This window comes from Paenibacillus hodogayensis, assembly GCF_039536325.1.
GTDB lineage: Bacteria > Bacillota > Bacilli > Paenibacillales > NBRC-103111 > Paenibacillus_AB > Paenibacillus_AB hodogayensis.
Genome location: NZ_BAAAYO010000009.1, coordinates 109138 through 128040 on the forward strand (window position 1 = coordinate 109138; position 18903 = coordinate 128040).

At 54.7% G+C, this 18903-nt stretch carries 17 protein-coding genes; 8 read left to right on the forward strand and 9 right to left on the reverse strand.

All coding sequences use genetic code 11. The features are described 5' to 3' along the window. Window positions 1-93 precede the first annotated feature (93 nt). Window positions 94-2496, reverse strand: coding sequence for a helix-turn-helix domain-containing protein (locus ABD796_RS19015; RefSeq protein WP_344910511.1), 2403 nt, complete (start codon window positions 2494-2496; stop codon window positions 94-96). Window positions 2497-2847: 351 nt separating this feature from the next. Here ABD796_RS19015 and ABD796_RS19020 point away from each other — a divergent pair, with 351 nt between their 5' ends. Together ABD796_RS19020 and ABD796_RS19025 are read left to right on the forward strand one after the other, a co-directional pair. Then, on the forward strand, window positions 2848-3747 hold the full coding sequence (locus ABD796_RS19020; protein WP_344910513.1) for an SDR family oxidoreductase: 900 nt from the start codon (window positions 2848-2850) through the stop codon (window positions 3745-3747). Window positions 3748-3870: 123 nt separating this feature from the next. After that, window positions 3871-5073 carry an MFS transporter gene (locus tag ABD796_RS19025; protein WP_344910515.1) on the forward strand — a complete coding sequence of 401 codons (1203 nt, stop codon included), beginning with the start codon at window positions 3871-3873 and terminating at the stop codon, window positions 5071-5073. Window positions 5074-5512: 439 nt separating this feature from the next. Here the strand turns inward: ABD796_RS19025 and ABD796_RS19030 are convergent, their stop codons facing one another. Continuing rightward, entirely contained in the window at window positions 5513-5644 is a 132-nt protein-coding gene (locus ABD796_RS19030) for a hypothetical protein (RefSeq protein WP_344910517.1), read from the reverse strand. 268 nt (window positions 5645-5912) lie between these two features. On the opposite strand from ABD796_RS19030, the gene ABD796_RS19035 reads away from it, so the two are divergent. The 5 genes from ABD796_RS19035 (at window position 5913) to ABD796_RS19055 (ending at window position 11856) form a co-directional block, all read left to right on the forward strand. Further along, window positions 5913-7712 (forward strand): sensor histidine kinase, encoded by a 1800-nt coding sequence (locus ABD796_RS19035; protein WP_344910518.1) that lies wholly within the window; start codon window positions 5913-5915, stop codon window positions 7710-7712. Then, a complete protein-coding gene (locus ABD796_RS19040) occupies window positions 7690-8472 on the forward strand; it encodes a helix-turn-helix domain-containing protein (protein ID WP_344910520.1) in 783 nt (260 codons plus the stop codon). The genes ABD796_RS19035 and ABD796_RS19040 overlap by 23 nt, the downstream gene beginning before the upstream one ends. Before the next feature lie 94 nt (window positions 8473-8566). Next, a complete protein-coding gene (locus ABD796_RS19045; RefSeq protein WP_344910522.1) occupies window positions 8567-9913 on the forward strand; it encodes an ABC transporter substrate-binding protein in 1347 nt (448 codons plus the stop codon). Between the two features lie 161 nt (window positions 9914-10074). Then, entirely contained in the window at window positions 10075-10956 is an 882-nt protein-coding gene (locus ABD796_RS19050; protein ID WP_344910524.1) for a carbohydrate ABC transporter permease, read from the forward strand. 123 nt (window positions 10957-11079) lie between these two features. After that, window positions 11080-11856: a carbohydrate ABC transporter permease gene (locus tag ABD796_RS19055; protein ID WP_344910629.1), complete on the forward strand. Its 777-nt coding sequence runs from the start codon at window positions 11080-11082 to the stop codon at window positions 11854-11856. A 100-nt stretch (window positions 11857-11956) separates the two neighbouring features. Here ABD796_RS19055 and ABD796_RS19060 read toward each other — a convergent pair whose 3' ends face one another. The 3 genes from ABD796_RS19060 to ABD796_RS19070 all read right to left on the reverse strand — a co-directional run bounded on the left by ABD796_RS19060 (window position 11957) and on the right by ABD796_RS19070 (window position 13949). After that, window positions 11957-12409, reverse strand: a complete 453-nt coding sequence (locus ABD796_RS19060; RefSeq protein ID WP_344910527.1) for a GlcG/HbpS family heme-binding protein — start codon at window positions 12407-12409, stop codon at window positions 11957-11959. A gap of 68 nt (window positions 12410-12477) precedes the next feature. Then, window positions 12478-13125, reverse strand: a complete 648-nt coding sequence (locus ABD796_RS19065) for a response regulator (protein ID WP_344910529.1) — start codon at window positions 13123-13125, stop codon at window positions 12478-12480. After that, window positions 13122-13949: a sensor histidine kinase gene (locus tag ABD796_RS19070; RefSeq protein WP_344910531.1), complete on the reverse strand. Its 828-nt coding sequence runs from the start codon at window positions 13947-13949 to the stop codon at window positions 13122-13124. The genes ABD796_RS19065 and ABD796_RS19070 overlap by 4 nt, the downstream gene beginning before the upstream one ends. Window positions 13950-14250: 301 nt before the next feature. On the opposite strand from ABD796_RS19070, the gene ABD796_RS19075 reads away from it, so the two are divergent. Beyond that, window positions 14251-14616 carry a c-type cytochrome gene (locus ABD796_RS19075; RefSeq protein WP_344910535.1) on the forward strand — a complete coding sequence of 122 codons (366 nt, stop codon included), beginning with the start codon at window positions 14251-14253 and terminating at the stop codon, window positions 14614-14616. Between the two features lie 116 nt (window positions 14617-14732). Here the strand turns inward: ABD796_RS19075 and ABD796_RS19080 are convergent, their stop codons facing one another. The 4 genes from ABD796_RS19080 to ABD796_RS19095 are packed head-to-tail and all read right to left on the reverse strand — an operon-like array spanning window position 14733 to window position 18830. Further along, window positions 14733-15842 carry a GerAB/ArcD/ProY family transporter gene (locus ABD796_RS19080; protein ID WP_344910537.1) on the reverse strand — a complete coding sequence of 370 codons (1110 nt, stop codon included), beginning with the start codon at window positions 15840-15842 and terminating at the stop codon, window positions 14733-14735. A gap of 15 nt (window positions 15843-15857) precedes the next feature. Beyond that, window positions 15858-16091 (reverse strand): hypothetical protein, encoded by a 234-nt coding sequence (locus tag ABD796_RS19085; protein ID WP_344910539.1) that lies wholly within the window; start codon window positions 16089-16091, stop codon window positions 15858-15860. 8 nt (window positions 16092-16099) lie between these two features. After that, entirely contained in the window at window positions 16100-17299 is a 1200-nt protein-coding gene (locus ABD796_RS19090) for a Ger(x)C family spore germination protein (RefSeq protein ID WP_344910544.1), read from the reverse strand. A 19-nt stretch (window positions 17300-17318) separates the two neighbouring features. Then, a complete protein-coding gene (locus tag ABD796_RS19095) occupies window positions 17319-18830 on the reverse strand; it encodes a spore germination protein (protein ID WP_344910546.1) in 1512 nt (503 codons plus the stop codon). Window positions 18831-18903: the final 73 nt, after the last annotated feature.

Consider the following 18903-nt stretch of genomic DNA (forward strand, 5'->3'; position numbering starts at 1 on the left):
TAAAAATAAAGCACGCCTCAAAAGTTACGAAAACCCGGTTTGTTAAAAAAAGAACCCCGGACGCAGAAGCGTCTCGGGGTGCCGTTAAGCGATTTATTCGGATGTTGCGGAACGTTCGCCCGGCGATCGACGGAATTCGTCGGGTGTTTGACCGACCGCTTTTTTGAACGCGGAATAAAAATATTTGCCGCTGCCGAAGCCGACCAGCTCGGCGATTTTATTGGCATGCTCGTCCGTTTCGAGCAGCAGCCGCTTCGCCTCGCCGAAACGAAGCTCGCCGATATAGGCGCTGAGCGAGCGGTCGGTATGGTTTTTGAAGATCGTCCGCACGTAGTTGGCCGACAGCCCCACATGCTCGGATACCGCTTCGACGGTCAGGTTCGGATCGCGGAAGCCGGCATCGACGAAGCTTTGAATTTTGTTCACGAGTTCTTTGTTCTTGCCGTCCCGCTTCGACCGGTTAATCTCGATCAGCGTGCCCGTCAGCTTCCGGAACCACGACCGCACGTCCTCCGGATCGTCGCAGCCGTCCAGCTCGTGCATGATCGCCTTGAACGACAAGCCGACGCCGTCCGTTTCCTCATCGGTCGCCGCTCCTTGCGCCGAGCCGGCGGAAGCGAGCGCCAGTTGAGTCAGCGAAAGTAAGATTTCGTCATACGAGAACCGCTGCACCCGCTGCAAAATATCGCCGACGATCTCGTCCGCGCGTTCCTGCTCCCCCGCCCTGATCGCTTCGATCAGCTTCTTCTCCAGATCAAGCGGGTATTCGTACGCTTCCCGCTCCGGAGCCGGTATATCGGCCTGGAGCAGAATCGCGCTTTTTCCGAAAATTAGCCGGTAGTCGGACAGCCGCAAGGCACTCTTGTAAGACTGGTGAATGTCGCGGAGAGCGGCGGCCGGAGCGCCTACGGAAGCGGTCACGGTCAACCCCAGATAGCTGCGGACGTGACCCTGCGTCTTCGCCAGCACCGGCTTCAAGTCGCCCAGCTCGCCGGCTTGCCCTTCGTCCAGATTGACGATGAGCGCAATATGATCGGCTTCGCCGTCTACAGCCTCGATGGCATAGGCATAGTCGGGCCCGAACGTCTCCGAGGCGATATTCATGATCGCGAACCGGATGAGCGCCAGATCGCGCGAAGTGCTCCGGTCGGCCAGCGACTGGAACGAGCAGATGCGTAGCACGCATACTGCATAAAAGGGCGAAGCGAGCCGGATATGGTGTTTGTCCGCCATGTCGTTCCAGTCCTTCTGGCTGGCGACGGCGCCGTGCAGCAGCCTTTTCAGCAAATCCGACTTGACCGCAGGCATCCCTTCCCGCACTGAAGCTTTCAGCTCGTCAACGTTGTGCACAAGATTGTCGACGAGATGATCCAGCGCTTCGTATTCGGTATACGCCTCGCGTTCATTCGACGGCTGCGTGCTGGTCTTTACTTTGCGCAGCAGGCGGCGCAGCGGACGGACCGTATTGCGGGTAAACCAGACGGCGGTGCCGATGCTGAGCACGACGAACAAGCCGGTCAGCAGGAAAATCGCGTTGCCGAGCTTGGAGAGCGACCAGAGCAGCTTGTTGTAGTCGCCCACGCTTACGAACGTCCAATCGAACATGGCCGTCGACTTCTTGTACGCCACCAGCGATTTGCTGCCGTTGATATCCGACGTGAACGAGCCGCTGCTCTGCTCCGTTCCGAGTATCGTCTTGATGTAATCGCCTTCATCCGCTATGTTCGTGTTGACCCGGTTCATCTCAGGATGAGAGATGACCAGCCCGTCCCTGTCCACGATAAAGATCCGATTGGCGTCGTTGTCGGATTGCGGGTTCGCGAGCTGCTGGAGCGCGCTCTGCTTCAGATTGAAGACAAGCACGGATACCGGCCTGCCGTCGTGTGTTTCCTCCACGAACAGAACGGATATAGCGTTGTAATCCGCCGTCTTGTAGGCATAGGTGAAATTCACCCTGCGCGGATAAACAGTATATTCGCCCTTGAACGTATGGGTAGACACGTAATCAACGATAGCCTGGTCAAAAAACTGGTCGACCGGCTGAGCCACCGTCAGGTTGGAAAACACTTTGTCCGCCTTCCGGTTGATCACGTAAACCGATTCGATAATCGGGTTGGAAACGACGATCTCGCTCAGCTTGCGGGAAATATCGCCCATCTGCAGCGATTCGTGAGCTTCGGCGAACAGCGCGCTGAACAGCGTTCCCGCGCTCACCTGATCGTTGGCGCCGGTCGGGATATTATAAAAAATATGAAATTGGGTCAAATACCCTAATGTGGATGCCCAGTACGTTTCGACCACGTTGTACGACTGGCTGAGCGCCTTTTCCGAGCTTTTGCGGATTTCATCCAGAAAGCTGCGGGAATACTGGGCGTACATCATGAACGAAAGCGCACCGAGCAGGATAGAGCCTGTCGCGATATACGACAGCAATATTTTGAGCAAAAACCCGTTTCTGCGGATCGATGCGCGAATGCGCGACCAGCTTCCGGTCATGTCCTCTCGGCCCCTTGCGATCATATACCGAAAAGCATACCATCGAGTTCCCGCGCCTGTCTACCCATTATCTTACAGAAGAGGGACCGCTCCCTTAGCGGGACGATTCTCCAGTTCGACGATCGCCTTGGTTCGCCGCGCTGCGACTAAGGGGAGACGTTCTAGGTTGCGTCAGTGAGTAACCAATGGTTTTGACCTTCCGTTGGAATAGGCAATAAGTGAAGCAGATCAGGCAATCATCAGGACAGGATGCGTTCTACAATGAAGATAACCTTGTAACCACGACTTCCGATCGCAAGTTGATCATTTCGGTGGCTCAAGTATAACTTATATGCAGAGGAGCATCTCTTTATGCGCATTTTTGTAACAGGAGCGACCGGTTTTATCGGCTCTGCCGTCGTAGGTGAATTGTTAAACGCAGGACACGAAGTCGTTGGCCTGGCTCGCTCGGATGAGTCAGCCAACTCTCTCCTTAAAGTCGGAGCCGCCGTACACCGTGGTTCTTTGGATGACCTCGATAGCCTGAAAAGCGGTGCCGAAGCATCGGACGGTGTCATTCATACTGCTTTCAACCACGATTTTTCGAACATGGCAAATGCCGGACTAACGGACCGACGTGCAGTTCAGGCTTTTGGCGAAGCGCTAGCCGGTTCGGGTCGCCCTTTGGTTGTTACGTCCGTGATTGCTCACCTTGCACCAGGACGAATTGGCACAGAGGACGATGCTCCTGATAGTAACACTGCCGGAAAGCACCGCATCGCTTCCGAAGAGGAAGCTCTTTCCTTAGCTAATCAAGGCGTGCGTGCATCCGTGTTGAGGCTCCCGCCTTCGGTACACGGCGACGGCGATCGCGGCGGCTTCGTTCCGGCGTTAATTCAAGTCGCTAGGCGTACAAGTGTTTCAGCCTATGTGGGCACAGGCGAAAACCGCTGGTCCGCTGTGCACCGATTGGATGCAGCGCGTCTTTTCCGAATGGCGATCGAGACTGCCCCTGCAGGATCGAAATTGCATGCAATCGGCGAAGAAGGTGTATCTATTCGGGAGATCGCAGATGTAATCGGTCGTCGCCTCCATTTTCCTATAGCCAGTAAATCGATTGAAGAGGCTCCTGGTCACTTTGGTTGGCTGACGCATTTCGTTTCGCAGAACGTTCAGGCTTCGAGTAAGATGACGCAAGATTTGCTCGGGTGGAAGCCTGAGCATGCAGATCTTCTGAGTGATCTGGATGGGGACCATTATTTTAAGGTCTGATCGATACTGACAAGCTTTTGTCTTTACGAGATAATGTTGAACTTGGCCCCTTTGGCTGCTTAGCGAAGGGGGCTTTTGCTGTAAGCTCCGGTCGGGCATCATCTTTAAGAATGAGGTGTTCTTATGACACAACCAGTAGAAAACAATTCCTCAAAAAACTATACCTTAATGACCATTATTTTGTGCTGGGCAGGCATGGTTATCATGTCTAGCCTGTACGTTACCATTCCGCTTATTCCTCTGTTCTCGGATATCTTTGAAATATCCTCCACGCAGGCTGCGACTGCAGGCAGTATTTTCTCATTGGGCTTTGCAATAGGTTGTCTCGTATATGGGGCGGTATCCGAAAAGTACGGTCGCAAAATGGTTATTTGCATCGGTTTAATTGCTTTGACCTTCATTTCTCTGTTCATTGGCACGGTCCGCGACTTTACTTGGATTATCGTACTACGGGGATTACAGGGGGCGGCCGCCGCGACGTTTTCTCCTGTTGCACTAGCTTATGTTGTGGAGATGTACCCGGCGCAAAAACGGATGACGGCGATCGGATTCATCACTACCGGCTTTATGGTGGCCGGTATCGTTGGACAAGTCATGAGCGGGATCGTGAGCCAATATTATGGATGGTACTCGATTTTTTATTTGCTGGCAGCCCTTTATTCGGTTACAGCCATTCTGGTTTTGAAATTCCTGCCTAAGGGGGGATATCAGGATGAGAAATCCAGTATCCTGAAACCGTTTCGGAACATGGGGAGATTATTTGCCCGTAAGAACCTCCTTCTCGCTTATTTGGTGGCGCTTGTTCTCTTGATGTCGTTCGTCAGTATGTCGACCGCTCTGGGGACCTATTTAAGCGGCCCGACTTTCGGATTGAGCAATCAAGAAATTTTATACGTTCGTTCCATCGGCGTGTTGGGAATGCTGGTTTCTCCCTTCGCAGGCCGACTTGCCGGGCGTTTCGGCACGCTGGGGATTATGCGAAGCGGGTTATTGATAGCTATGCTAGGACTAGCCTCTTTGGGGCTAATCTCTAACTTAACGCTGCTTGTCGCTATGAGTGTTATCTTTATCGCGGGTATCGCACTTGTAGGTCCGGCCCTCATCACGCTTGTGGGCCAGCTTGGGGGCCCCTTGCAGGGCATCGCCGTATCGGTTTATACGTTTATTCTGTTTGCGGGAACGAGCCTGGGGCCAATTATTGCCATTCAGTGCATGAAAACGGGCAGCTTCCCACTCACCTTTATATTGTTGGCAGTTGTGCTGGGCATCGGATTATTAGCCGCTTGTCTGATTCGTAACAAAGCGCCCAAAGGGGCGGTAAGCTAATGGAGACTAGTCTTGGCTTAGAATCGATTTATCTCAGCTAATCGAATCGACTTGCCTCAGCGGTGGTTTTGCTCTAAAACCATCGCTGTACCCATTTAACCATTTAACGGCTGAATTGGGGTGCGGAATGTGAGTTGCCCCTCATATTGCGGCCTGCGTCGATACGGATCGTCACTTCAAGATCGGTACAGATCTCCTGTTGGCAGAAGTGGAGGCAATGGCGGCGTCCAAACGATTACAGCATGTTTGAGGCCAAATACACCCGACGGCAAAACAGGGTACTTTGATGCGCCCTGAAAATACCATTATTTCTCCGCATGATCACTTTAAATTTTTACCATATATTCCTTTTTTAAACTCCACGTTACTCCTAAAGAAATGACATTGCGTCTGTCGTGAGCAAGTTTTGTTTGGATTCTGTAGTGCTTCCGTCATTTCATCATCTACATCTTGCTTGACCACGATATCCTTTTAAAAATGTATAAATCTTCCTCTCCAAATTCCGCACAATAGGTTCAAATGCATCCGGCTCACCGTGTAGAACCTGGTCGATGAGCTTCTTCATCTCCATGATTACACCCCTCCTTTCTTTTCATTTTGAACTTTCAGAATATATAACTATCGAAGTGAAGCGAATGAGACCGCATGGTAAAATTCTGCAACGGACCGACTGCTTTTTCTGAAACCGCGGTTGTTCTAAACAAAACTGGCGTGTGTTCTAATCGGGATAGTATGAATTGTATCCTTGAAACTTTTTTTAGACGCTATGCCGAATAGCGTATACAATAGAATTCCGGCATTGTCCATTTCACAGCCTAACGTCCGAGAGGAGATTCTTTATGACTGCATGGCGGCATGCCTTATATCCGAGCCAGCTGAAAAACCGCTTGTTTTTATCGTTTCTGCTCCTCATCCTACTGCCCTTCACGCTTGTCTCCGTCTATCATTTTCGGGAAACGGAAACGCTCCTGCAAACGAAATACAGCGAACAAAACCTCGAACAGTTGGAGACGATGAAGCATTCGCTGGAGAACTTGATGGAGGTGGCGGCGAAAACGGCGACGCTACTCGAGCAGGACCCGGCCATCGTACCCGTTCTGCGCCATCCGGAGCAGGTCGATCCCTGGTCACGGATGAAAGGCGTGGAAAACAAATTCAATAGTATCGGCAACAGCTTCTTCCTGTCAGACGCCCCCGTCTACTACACGATGCTTGACTTTCATGGTCATGTATACGCTTCCTATTCGCCGGACAAGCCGCTCAGCTACGAAGAGCTTTCACGAGAGTCGTGGTTTGTTTCCTTGACCGGCGGTTCAGCCTCCAAGTATGTATGGAACGGCTTTGAGCCGAATTACGTATACCGCGATCATACGACCAGCCCTTACCTGCTTTCGCTGTACGCCCTGCTGAAGGACGAGAACTTCGTCCCGATCGGCGCGGTCCGGATTAGCATCGATTACCGGGAATGGTTTAACCGCCTTCCGTCCCGCGCCGCATCGGGTCAAAGCTATTTCCTGCTGAACGGGGACGGCCGGGTCGTGCTCCAGCCGAAGCAATCCGCCTCCGTCGATCCAGCGATTGCCCAAGTCATCGTGGCGGACGGCAACGGAAGCTCCTATACCGATAAAGCCAACCGGACGCTGTACACCTTTAGCTACATTCCTTCCTTGCAGTGGTATTTGGTCAAAGAAGTGCCGCTGGACGTCCTATTCCGCGAAACGGACCAGTTGAAACAGCGGTTTTTTGTAACCATTTCGCTGTTTACCGCTTTATTCATGGGCATGACCCTGCTGATCGCCTCGCGAATTACGCGTCCGATTCAGCTGCTCCAGCGCAAGATGGAGGCGATGGTCATGAACAATCTGAAGATCGTGCTGCCGGAAAAAGGAAAAGGCGAAATTTTGTCGCTTACCCGCAGCTTCAACCGGATGGTCCGCGACATTCACGAACTCGTGCACAAATTCAAAATGGAGGAACGGCACAAGCAGGCGGTTCGCTTCCAGGTGCTTGTCTCCCAGATGAACCCGCACTTCCTGCTGAATACGCTGAATACGATCAAGAGCATCTCGCTGCGCAAGGGGGACGACGAGACGCACGAAATATGTATCGCTTTGGGGCGACTGCTGGAGAACAGCCTGAACACCGATGTCGACCTGATCCACCTGAAAGCCGAGATCGGACTCGTAAGCGCCTATATGCATATTCAAAACTGCCGGTACGACCAGCAATTTTCCATATCCTTCGACCTCGACGACAAGCTGCTTTACGCGCTGGTGCCCAAATTCAGTCTGCAGCCGCTCGTCGAGAACGCCATTTACCACGGCTTCGGGGCATCGCAGGCCAAAGGGAACATCACGATCCGCGTCTATTCCGACGACGGCCGCCTGGCGATGGACGTATGCGACGACGGTATCGGCATCGAGCAGGCGATGGAACGCAAACGCTCCCGCGTCCGCAAAGGAATCGGCCTGCAAAACTTGCGCGAACGGCTGGAACTGCTGTTTCCCGGCCAGGCGGATTTGCAGCTGCTGCCACTGCCGCAAGGCGCCATGGCGCGCCTGTACTTCCCTTTGCTGCTGTCGATCCCCTATTCCGAAAGAGAAGGAGGCGCTTATCATGTGGACTACCCTGCTCGTTGAGGACGAGCTGCAGGCACGCGAATACGTCAAAGCGCTGTTCGGCAAAATCGCCTCGCCGTTCCGGATAGCCGGCGAAGCGGCCAACGGCTCCGACGCGCTTGCTTATATCCGCAAGCACAATCCGGACCTGGTCATTTCGGATATCGTCATGCCCGTCATGGACGGGGTCGAGCTGCTCCAGGCCGTCAGGACAGAAGGCTTTGACACCCGCTTTGTGATGCTGACGTGCATGAGCGATTTCGAATACGCCCGGAGCGCGCTGGAACACGGCGCAACCAGCTATCTGCTGAAGCTGTCAATGGACGCGGAGGCGCTCGAGCTGACGCTGGACAAGGTAGCACGCGAGCTGCGGCTGCGCGGACGGCTGCGCAAAATCGAGCGGGAACTGCAGGGCATCGCCAAGCACGCCGCGGAGCCGACCGACCATCCCGAGCTGAACGCCGTCATCGACCGGATATTGCAGCATTACGACGAGCCGTTGTCGCTCGCTTCGCTGGCCGAGTGGGTCTCCATGGACCCGAGCTACCTGAGCGACTTGTTCCGCAAGAAGACGAGCGTGACACTTACGAACTTTTTGCAAAACGTCCGGATCGAATCGGCCAAGGTGCTGCTGACGGAGACGTCCGCCACGATCGGCGAGATCGCCGAGAGAGTCGGTTTTGCCAACGACAACTATTTCAACAAAATTTTCCGCAAATGGACGGGCGTCAGCCCCGGCGACTATCGGCGGAACGCGGACGACAACCAAAAATCGTTCTAACATTCTCTAAAAATCGTTCCTTAAGACGTTCCGGCCGAACTGATATATTGTAAAGGCAACCCGATAAAAGCATCGTACGAGGAGGTCCAGAGCGATGAAACGTTACAAAATAGGGGCGGGCTTGTTATGCGCGGCGCTGATCGGCACGACGATCGCCGGCTGCGGCGGCGGGGGTACGACGGCGGCCGGAACCGGAGATTCCGGCGGCACGACGACCGAGACGGCCAAGACCGATCCGAAGAAAGTCGTCAAGCTCAAATTCTGGGGCGGCGTGCCGATCGAAGCCGGTCCGCAGGAGGTCATGGATGCGTGGAACGCCAAAAACCCCGACATCCAGGTGGAGTACGTCCGGTTCGTCAACGACGACCCCGGCAACCTGAAGCTGGACACCGCCCTGATGGCCGGTCAGGAGGTCGACCTGTACGCGAATTACGCTTTGTCCCGCGTGAAGAAACGGGTGGACGCCAATCTGGCGGCAGACTTGAGCGCCTACAAGGACTACGACATCGACGCCAAGATGGGGCCGGACGCCAAGCAATGGCAACTGGACGGCAACTATTATGGGCTGCCGACCAAGAAGAGCATGTCCTTCCTGTGGCTGAACCAGGCGATGCTCGACGAAGCCAAGCTGCCCGTTCCCCCTCTCGATTGGACCGTAGACGATTTGCGGACGTATGCGGCCAAGCTAAAGAAACCGAACGTCTGGGGCTACGTGCAGTGGAACGGGGAACCGACCGGACCGCTCGACGGCTCTATCGCCGCAATGGGCTTGACGAAAAGCGACGGCACGTCCAACTTCAACAACCCGTATTGGCAAAAAGGACTGCAAACGATGTTCGACATGATGCACAAGGACAAATCGATGCCGTCCTACGGTGAGCAGCTGACGAGCAAAATGCCGATCGACACGATGTTTTTGAAAGGCGAGGCGGCCATGCTCGGGGCGGGCGAGTTTATTTTCCGCAACTCCAACAACTTGAAGGATTACCCCCGCAGCTTCAAAATTACGTTCGCGACTACGCCGAAAGTCGAGGCGGACCAAAAGGATTTCAAATATTCCGGAGGCGGACTTGGCGACGTCATCTCGATCAACCCGAAATCGGCGAACAAGGAAGCAGCGTGGAAGTTTCTGAAGTGGTATGCCGATGGCGGCATGCTTCCGATGGCGGCTGGGGGCCGGATACCGTCCTCTAAGTCGGTCAATGCCGACGACGCAATCCAGCTGATGCTGAAGGGTGTGGAATCGACCTACGATCTCGATACGCTCAAGAAAATCATGTTCGGAGACTTGCCCGTCGTCCAGCTGGATATCCCGCAGCAGGTCGTCGACGCTCGCAAGGAAGAATACGAGAAATATTTTCTGAATAAGCAGGACATCCAGACGACGTTGCAAAACATGGAAAAACGCCACAACGACTTCATTAAGCAAAACAAAAAATAAGGACATCGGAGTGGTGCGGCGACGGCTCGCTCGGGTCCGCCCTTCCCCCGCTTCGCACGGACGATTTCCGCATGCCGCAACGGATAGCGGCGGACCTGCTGGCACGGCTCGGGCGGCCGGACCGCCGCTCCCCGATTCCCCCAAGGACGGGAGGTACCGATATGAAGCTCAATTGGTTGCAAAGACAGCAATGGATCGGGTATCTGTTCATCCTGCCGAATATGCTCGGCATTATCGCCTTTTTCATCATACCCGCCCTCTACTCGCTGGCGCTCGTGTTCACCGATTACCAGTTCGCGAATCCGCGCTTCGGTTTCGTCGGACTAGACAATTTCCGGCGTCTGTTCGGGGACGAGCTGTTTTACACCTCGATCAAGAATACGGCAATCTTTCTTGGCTCAGTACCGGTCTCGATCGCCCTCGCCTTTGGCGTCGCGCTGGTGTTGAACCGCGGAGTATACCTTAAAAACTTGCTGCGGACGCTGTATTTCATGCCGTACATTACAAGCGGCGTAGCGGTCGCCTTCGTCTGGATGCTGCTGTTTCAGCCGACGCAAGGACCGATCAACGGCCTGTTGCGGGCGATCGGCATTGCTCAACCCCCAGGCTGGTTCGCGACGACGGACACCGCCATTTTCGCCATCGACATCATTCAAGTGTGGCTGATGCTCGGCTACAATATGATCATTTATTTGGCCGCCTTGCAGGAAATATCGCCCGATCTGCTGGAAGCGGCGAAGATCGACGGAGCGCGGCGATGGCATACGGTGAGCCGCATCATCTGGCCGCTCGTCAGCCCGACTACGTTTCTGCTGCTCGTCACCGGCTTGATCATGGCGGTCAAATCGTTCGCCCTCATTCAAGCGATTACCCAAGGCGGTCCGGGAAGCAGCACGACGGTCATGTCGCTGTTCGTCTACAAGACCGCATTCAGCTACTACGAGATGGGCTACGCGTCGACGATATCCTGGGTGCTGTTCGCTTTCATCTTGCTGATCACCGCATTCCAATGGCTCGGCCAAAAACGCTGGGTTCACTACTGACAGGGGGATAGCGATATGCGCTCGGCTCACACTACGCCAGTGCCCGCACCGGCACAAAGCAAACGGCTCCGGTCTTCGGGCGGCGGCACCTCCACCGTCGGCAAAGGACTGCTTACCGTTCTGATGCTTCTGTGCGGGGTTGCAATGGTCGTCCCTTTCCTGTGGATGGCGCTAACTTCGGTGAAAACGCCTGCCGAAGTGTTCGGCTCCTGGCTGCCGACCCGGCTGGAATGGAAGCATCATATCAAGCTGTGGAGCGGCGGGCAAAGCTTCGGCCTCTACTATTGGAATTCGCTGAAAATCTCGCTAATCAGCACGCTCGGCGCAACCTTCCTGGCCTCGTTAGCGGCCTACGGCTTTTCCAGAATCGAGTTCAAAGGAAGAAATGCGCTGTTCTTCGTCTATTTGTCGATGATGATGATTCCGCCGCAGGTGCTGTTCGTGCCCAAGTTTATCCTGTTCAATAAAATCGGCATCTACAATACGCATTGGGCTCTCATTCTTCCCGGACTGTTCACGATATTCGGCGTTTTCCTGATGCGGCAGTTTTTCATGGCCATTCCGAAAGAAATATCCGAATCCGCCTTCATTGACGGCGCCGGTCACGGGCATATTTTCGTCCGCCTGATGCTGCCGCTTGCGAAGCCCGCTCTCGCTACGCTGGCGATTATCGATTTCTCGTGGCACTGGAACGACTACGAGAACGCATTGGTTTTCTTGACCAATCCGAAGCTGTATACCGTGCCGCTTGGCCTGCAAAACTTCATTCTGGAAAACAACATCGACTATAACGGCATGATGGCCGCCGCAACGGCCGGAATCGTACCGATGATCGCCGTCTTCCTACTCGGCCAGAAATATATCATTCAAGGTATCGCCGGTTCGTCGGTCAAGGGCTGAGCCTTTCGGCGAGCGGCGCCGAAAAAAAAAAGAAAGCTTCCGCCGCGGACGGAAGGTCCGGACGGAAACCCATATTCGTTTCGTCGACTAAGGCTGCCCGTTATCGATAAGACGAGATCGAGCCGATGCGGGCATTCATGGCGGGATGCATCCGTTCGTACAGCTGCACCGCGGCATTGACTACCTCGATATCCTGCGCGCTCGTCGCCCCGCTGGCTCCTATTCCTCCATAGACCATGCCGTCCTTCATTAAAGGAATGCCGCCGCCGAGAATGACGATCCTCCCCTGGTTCGTCGTGTTAATGCCGTACGACGGCCCTCCGGGCTGTGCGGCCTGCGCCAGATTAGCGGTTGGCATCTTCAAGGCCACGCTGGTCCATGCTTTGTTCTGGGCGATATCGATTCCCGCGAGGCGGGCATGGTCCATGCGGTGAAAGGCAATCAGATTGCCCCCCTCGTCCACGATGGCGATATCTTCGGCGAGCCCGAGCTCCCGCGCTTTTTTCTCCGCTGCCTCGAGCAGCGCTTTGGCCACTTCCAGTGTGATACGCATCCGATTATACACTCCTTATTGAGTTTATCTTCAGCAGTATATGGTCATCTCCCCAGACGGGTGACGCTTCACACTCCGGATAATCCTTTCTCGAACGCATACCGGGCGAGCTGCACGCGGTTTTCCAGATGGAGCTTCTGCAAAATATTTTTCAAATGGTTTTTGACCGTATGCTCGGAGATGTCCAGCCTCACGGCGATGTCGCGATTGGACAGCCCTTTGGCGACCAGCGCCAAAATTTCCTGCTCCCTCGCTGTGAGCGGGGTGCGCTCGAATCTCGGCATGCGCTTGTGGGAGAATTCCTGCAAGATGCGCATGGCCAACTCGCGGCTGAGCGGAGCTTCGTCAAGAGCGACCGCTTTCAAGTAATGATGCCATTCCCCCGGATGCAGATTTTTCAGCAAATAGCCCTGCGCGCCCTTCTTCAAAGCCTCGAACAAATGCGCGATATCGTCGGATACCGTCACCATGACGATTTTGATGTACGGATATTTCTCCTTGATCGCTTTCGTCGCCTCCAGTCCGTCCATCGCCGGCATGTTGATGTCCATCAGGATCAAATCCGGCATACAGGCTTCCGTCAGCTCGATCGCTTCCCGGCCGCTCTTCGCCTCGCCGGCGATCTCGAAAGCCGGGTCCATGTTCAGAATTGTACGCATGCCTTCCCGGGCGTGTTTATGGTCGTCCACAATGAGTACGCGAACCAACGAATTCACCGCTCTTCCTCCTTATGAATGCGGAATACGGATCTCCCCTGCTCGCGGTTCAGCTCGAAGATCCAACCCATCTCGTCCGCGCGCTCTCGCATAATTTGCAGACCGAACTTGTCGGCTTGCCGCAACGCTTCCTCCCGGAACCCTTGCCCGTCATCGGCGACGACGCAGCTCCAGCCCGTCCCTTCCTCCCGCGCTGTAATCCAGAGCCTCCCCGCGTCCGTATGCTTGCGGATGTTGAGCAGCGCTTCCCGGACGGAGGCGTACAGCTCCACCTTTTCTTTGGGGGACAGCTTCTCCTCGGGCAAGTTCCAGCTCCACTCCGCCTGGATGCCCGTATCAGCGGCCAGATCCGCTGGCAGCGATTGCATCAGCTCCATCCACGGCAGCGAGTCGGCGGACGCGGGGTAACGCAAGCTGGCGATCGCTTGCCGGACATACCCGTTCACCTCTTGCACCGTCTGGCGGAATCCGCGAATTTCCTTCGCCTCCCCGTCGTACCGCTTGTCCAGCAGGTCGACCTGGACCGCCAGCAGAAACAGCGATTGGGCGATGCCGTCATGCAGTTCGCGCGCGATCTTCTCCCGCTCTTCCAGCGCCGCTTTCGCCGCCCGCGCTTCCTTCAGTTCCTCCTGCATATCCTCCAGCATGGAAAACAGTTGAGTCAGGAAGATCATCGTCACCGTAAACACGATGACGGTAGCCAGCCAATTGCCCATATCCATAGAAATGTACGGCAGCAAAAACTGATGACGCACATATTCCCACAATCCGATCGTTAGCGTCGGGATCACTAAAATCAGCCATTTGATCTGCTTGTAAGACACCGGCAAACCCCCTCCTTGGTCTCGATGCACACAGCAGCCGTTCTCCCTTTATGTTACTCAATATCTTGGACGCTGAGTATGACCCGATCGGGCTACTGCAGCGCCATAGATGCGAACATTCCGTGAAGTTGAGGCGATTTCTTGGCATAGAAGAGAGGTTGTGTTCGGGATGACTCCCCCGAAACGGCAGAGCACGGCATTCAATCCGGGGGTCAAACCCGCAGTGGGCATGACTCTTTGGAGCTATATACAGCTCCGGGAGGGAGTGATAACATAAAATCTTGAAAAAGGAGGGGTACTGATGCGAAATTGGATCATGGCGGTACTGTTTTTTGGAGCGTGTGCCCTGGGACTTGTCATGCTGACGGTAAGCGCCGTGCAGGACAAGCCCGACAAGGAGCAGGAAGCGAAAGGTCCTTCCGTTCCCGGCGTTACGCTGGATCAGGCATCCGCCGAGGCTTTGTACAAGCAGTCCTGCATCGCCTGCCACGGCAACCAACTGGAGGGAAAGGTCGGGCCGAACTTGCAGAAAGTGGGCGCGAAGCTGACGAACGAACAAATCTACAAGGTCGTACTGAACGGAAAAGGCGGAATGCCCGCATTCAAAAGCTCGTTGAAAGAGGAAGAAGTCGCCAATATCGCTCTATGGTTGGCCGGACATAAATAGTAAATCCGATTGGAGACTATTAGGATAGGCTTGCTCGAGGACAGTGCTGTCACATAGCAAGCCTCTCTTCCTCCTGCTGGGAAAATACGCTGAGCCGCCGCTCAACTGCAAGATGATTAGGGATGGCGATGGTTCGATTTTTTCGCGTCATGTCCTCGAATCATGGACATGCAAAGCAGCAGCACAGGCAGCAGCACCATAAACACGATCGCGAATGGGGTCCAGTTTTTGGCAAGGAAATCTTTCACATAGATCGTGTTGGGGTAGCAAATCAACGAAATTGCCAGCATACCCAGTGCTAGAGGCCAGACGAACGGCTTTTCATCGCTGACGCGGAACAATTGGGCCGTTCCGAGGGCGACGGAATGAAACGTAATGGCGATTTTGACGAATATCGATAAAATCCAGATGAAGATCATAACCCCTTCGACCCGTTCGAGAAAATGGCCGATATTGATGTTTTTGGCGAGCGTATAGGCAGGAAACAGTTGATTGGCCGACAGGCTGGCGCCCAGCACGGCTATGCTCCATAATGTAATGATGAAAAGGACGAAGCCTCCTATCGCCGTCCCGAGCACAAGTCCCCGGATACGTCCTTTTCCCTTGGACACGAGAGGATAAATCATAAGCATGACGACCGTCTCCTGCAGCCCGAAAAGGCTGAAGCCGCTCTTCAATACCGGCTTGATGCCATATTCCAGCACGGGTGTCACATTATGAAGCTGTAATTTGGGCACAAGCGGCACGATCAGCACGGCGAGAAGGAGCAGCAGCCAGGGGAAGAAAATTTCTGCCGCCCTGGAGTAGACGGCCAGACCGGCGCGGACGGCCAGACCGACTACGATGATGAATAAAATTTGCACAACCTCCATGGGCGTCTCCGGCATGATTTGAGAGGCCAGGAAAAATCCCAAATCCCCGATCATCAGCGAGGCCAGCAAATAAAAAAAGGCGACGAACAGCAATCCCGCCGCCTTGCCGAGCCAACGGCCCAGCACAGCTTCGCAATATTGGACGAGAGAAAGGCCCGGGTAGCGTTCGGCCAAGACCACATAGAGCAGCACGACAAGCAGATTCAGAGCGATGCCTATGATGCAGCCGAGCCAGCCGTCCTGCTTCGCTTCGGCCGCCAGCCCCGATGGGGCGATCAGGATCGAGGTACCGATCGTGAAAAAAATGACCAATACCGTGAACGTTCGAACCTCCAAGAACGCCTGTTTTCTCATCACGCACCCCGCCCTTCAATCGAACATACTATACAGCGCTTGCGCGAAAGGCCCTATGACGACGGCAATCCCGTCAAGCGGATTGGGCAGAAGCACATGCTGGCTCGCGGTAATCCCCAACAGAGCCCCGCCTGCCCATATCGCCGCGAATATCCACAATTCTTTCTTCTTCCGCTCTTTCCATAGCTTCGGCGCTTCCGCGATTGCGATCGATACCGACGCTACGGAATAAAAGATCGTCATCCACATCCGCTTCCCTACCTTTCGATCTGTTGCTGCACCGGCTGCAGCGTCGTCCCGGTGCGACGAAGAATCGTGTCCGCATGGACCCGAATTTCGACATTCTCAAAAACTTTGTTCCAATCCTTGATCGAATGCCAGGTTTTCGGGCTTTTGCTATGAAGCACATCGCCGAAACCGAAAATATCCGCGCCAAATTGCTTTTGAGCCTTCAGAATGGCGCCTTCCATCATCGTCTTCAGCTTCCGGTCGGACTCCTCCTTCAGCTTTGCGATAATCGATACGTCCATCAAATCCGCATCGCACTCGATATCGCTTATATTTTGTTCCACGCGCAAGCTGACATCGAATACCGGAACGCCGCCTCGTACTTTGACATCGATATGCGATCTGGCTCTAGCCACTTCCATCGAGATATTCCCGTCCCCATGAGGGCACGAGACGTAGCCGATCGATTGGGAGACCGAATTTTGGATATATTTCAATGCTTTCGTCTCGTTCTCGTTCAGCCAACCGACCATTCGGTCGAACTTGAAAGCGGCCATACCCGAATAGGTCAGGATAACAGGCGGATCGATATATTGACCGCTTGACGCCCGGTTCGCGTCGCCGCGATTGCCTACGATCTCCACCCCGGTCATTGTCGGACTTTTCCCTTGGGTGCTCAGATCGTCAATCAGCTCAACGAGCGTCATTTTGCCCGTTGCCGCCCATAGCTCGTCCGACGTTTCCAGCTTCGTGAACATATTGTTCGCCGGAATCGGATCGATGGAGCTGAACGTTTTCAATACATCCGAAGCGCTCGCTTTTTTGGCGACAACCAAATAAAAGTCATTGCGCATCTCCATGTCGCGCGAGATGAAGTCGAGCGGTCTGCCGATTCCCGTCCTAGCCACATCCTCGCCGATCACAACCATGCGCATATGGGCAAAATAAAGACGGCGGGGCAGCTTGACGGTCATCCGCCGCAGCGCCTCGGGAACGGTTACGCCCGTCTCCTCGTAAGTAATAACCGGACTTACATTGCTTCCGGCCTGTTTTTTGACGACGACTTGACCGGGGTTGACGATTTGGGCGGTGATCTTATATTTGTCGCCATCCTTATCGATGCCGAGCCCCACCACGATGCTCAGCTCGTTCAGTTCGTGGCGGCTCCAGCAGCCGGTAAGCGGCGCAAGCGCCAGCAGCAGGGCGCACCAGACAATCGTTCGCTTCATGTGCCAATCCCCTTCCCCGTCATCGCCGCCCGCGCTTTTTTTGGCGAACCGGATTTTGCTGCGGGAGGCTGGCTGGACGCTTCAGCATGTCGGGCAGCGGTATCCGGAATAAGGTGTCCTTCTGATCGGACATACGGAACGGGGCCAACGGGGCCATGTAAGGCACTCCGAACGAGGTAAGCCCGCACAAGTGCACCACAATGACGATAATGCCCATGAAAATGCCGAACAGCCCGAACGATGCCGCCAAAATCATCAGCAGAAACCGCACGATACGCGCCGAGATGCCCATATTGAAGGCAGGAAGAACAAAGTTGGAGATGGCCGTAATCGATACGACGATCACCATTGCGGCACTGACGAGACCGGCCTCCACCGAGGCTTGGCCGATAACAAGGGTGCCTACGATCGAGATCGACTGGCCGATCGTTTTCGGCATCCGGACGCTCGCCTCGCGCAAAATTTCGAAGGTCGTCTCCATCAGCAGAGCTTCGATAAAGGCGGGAAACGGCACCCCTTCCCGTTGGCTTGCCAGACTGTAGAGCAGCGTCGTCGGCAGCATCTCCTGGTGAAACGTCGTAATCGCGATATATAGAGAAGGGGTCAACATGGCAAGCACAAACGACAGGAACCGCAGCATGCGAATCAGCGTGGCGAAGTCGGGCTTCTGGTAGTAATCTTCGCTCGATTGGAAAAATTGGGTGAACAATGCCGGAACGAGCAGCGCGAACGGCGTGCCGTCCACGAGAATCGCCACCCGTCCTTCCAGCAATCCGGCAGCCACCACATCCGGCCGCTCCGTATTGAAGATGGTAGGGAAAGGAGTAATCTGCTTGTCGCGAATATGCTCCTCGATGTAATTGCTTTCCAGAATGCCGTCGATGTCGATCTTCGCGATCCGCGCGCGCACCTCGTCCAGCACGTCTTCGGCGACGATATTTTCGATATAAAGGATGGCCACGTCCGTTTTGGTCACTTTGCCGATTTTCAGCGATTCGATCCACAGGTGGCGGTTGGCGATTTTACGCCGTATCATCGACGTGTTCCAGCTGAGCACTTCTGTAAAGCCTTCGCGCGGACCGCGGACGACCGATTGCACGTTCGGCTCTTCGACCGACCTCGCTCTAAGCTCTTGCGTCCCGATCGACAAGCCGCGGGAGCACCCTTCGATCAGCAAAATGCTGTTGCCGTTCAGCAAGCCTTCGTACAGCTCTCCGAACGACACCACCTCAATGACTTGTCCGCCCGAGATGACGTTCAGCTTCCAATATTCGATCCACTGCTCCGCTTCGACCAGCTCGCTGCCGCCCGCATTGGCGGCCAGAAGCGATTGCAGCATCGGCTGCAGGTTGGTGCCGCCGTCCACATAAATAATAACGGCCTGAGCGGAAGCGGATTCGCCCCCGTTCAGCTGAATATCCCGGAACATAATATCGCTGCTGTTGCCGATCTCCCGCTTGATCCGGCTCAGGTTGTAAGCAAGCTGGTCGCTCAGCGCTTCGTCAACCCGTTCCGCCCCGTTTCCGCCCATGCTTCAGCACCAGCCCTTCTTGGACATCATCGTTTATGTGCCGTTATTGTTTGCCGTATTGGGAAATTTTACT

Bases quoted from the DNA above. Each gene is read 5' to 3' on its own strand.
- ABD796_RS19025 (WP_344910515.1), top strand. From the start codon at position 3,871: ATGACACAACCAGTAGAAAACAATTCCTCAAAAAACTATACCTTAATG.
- ABD796_RS19075 (WP_344910535.1), top strand. From the start codon at position 14,251: ATGCGAAATTGGATCATGGCGGTACTGTTTTTTGGAGCGTGTGCCCTG.
- ABD796_RS19035 (WP_344910518.1), top strand. From the start codon at position 5,913: ATGACTGCATGGCGGCATGCCTTATATCCGAGCCAGCTGAAAAACCGC.
- ABD796_RS19060 (WP_344910527.1), bottom strand. From the start codon at position 12,409: ATGCGTATCACACTGGAAGTGGCCAAAGCGCTGCTCGAGGCAGCGGAG.
- ABD796_RS19030 (WP_344910517.1), bottom strand. From the start codon at position 5,644: ATGGAGATGAAGAAGCTCATCGACCAGGTTCTACACGGTGAGCCGGAT.
- ABD796_RS19095 (WP_344910546.1), bottom strand. From the start codon at position 18,830: ATGGGCGGAAACGGGGCGGAACGGGTTGACGAAGCGCTGAGCGACCAG.
- ABD796_RS19055 (WP_344910629.1), top strand. From the start codon at position 11,080: ATGCTTCTGTGCGGGGTTGCAATGGTCGTCCCTTTCCTGTGGATGGCG.
- ABD796_RS19080 (WP_344910537.1), bottom strand. From the start codon at position 15,842: ATGAGAAAACAGGCGTTCTTGGAGGTTCGAACGTTCACGGTATTGGTC.
- ABD796_RS19045 (WP_344910522.1), top strand. From the start codon at position 8,567: ATGAAACGTTACAAAATAGGGGCGGGCTTGTTATGCGCGGCGCTGATC.
- ABD796_RS19015 (WP_344910511.1), bottom strand. From the start codon at position 2,496: ATGACCGGAAGCTGGTCGCGCATTCGCGCATCGATCCGCAGAAACGGG.
- ABD796_RS19090 (WP_344910544.1), bottom strand. From the start codon at position 17,299: ATGAAGCGAACGATTGTCTGGTGCGCCCTGCTGCTGGCGCTTGCGCCG.
- ABD796_RS19050 (WP_344910524.1), top strand. From the start codon at position 10,075: ATGAAGCTCAATTGGTTGCAAAGACAGCAATGGATCGGGTATCTGTTC.
- ABD796_RS19020 (WP_344910513.1), top strand. From the start codon at position 2,848: ATGCGCATTTTTGTAACAGGAGCGACCGGTTTTATCGGCTCTGCCGTC.
- ABD796_RS19085 (WP_344910539.1), bottom strand. From the start codon at position 16,091: ATGTGGATGACGATCTTTTATTCCGTAGCGTCGGTATCGATCGCAATC.
- ABD796_RS19040 (WP_344910520.1), top strand. From the start codon at position 7,690: ATGTGGACTACCCTGCTCGTTGAGGACGAGCTGCAGGCACGCGAATAC.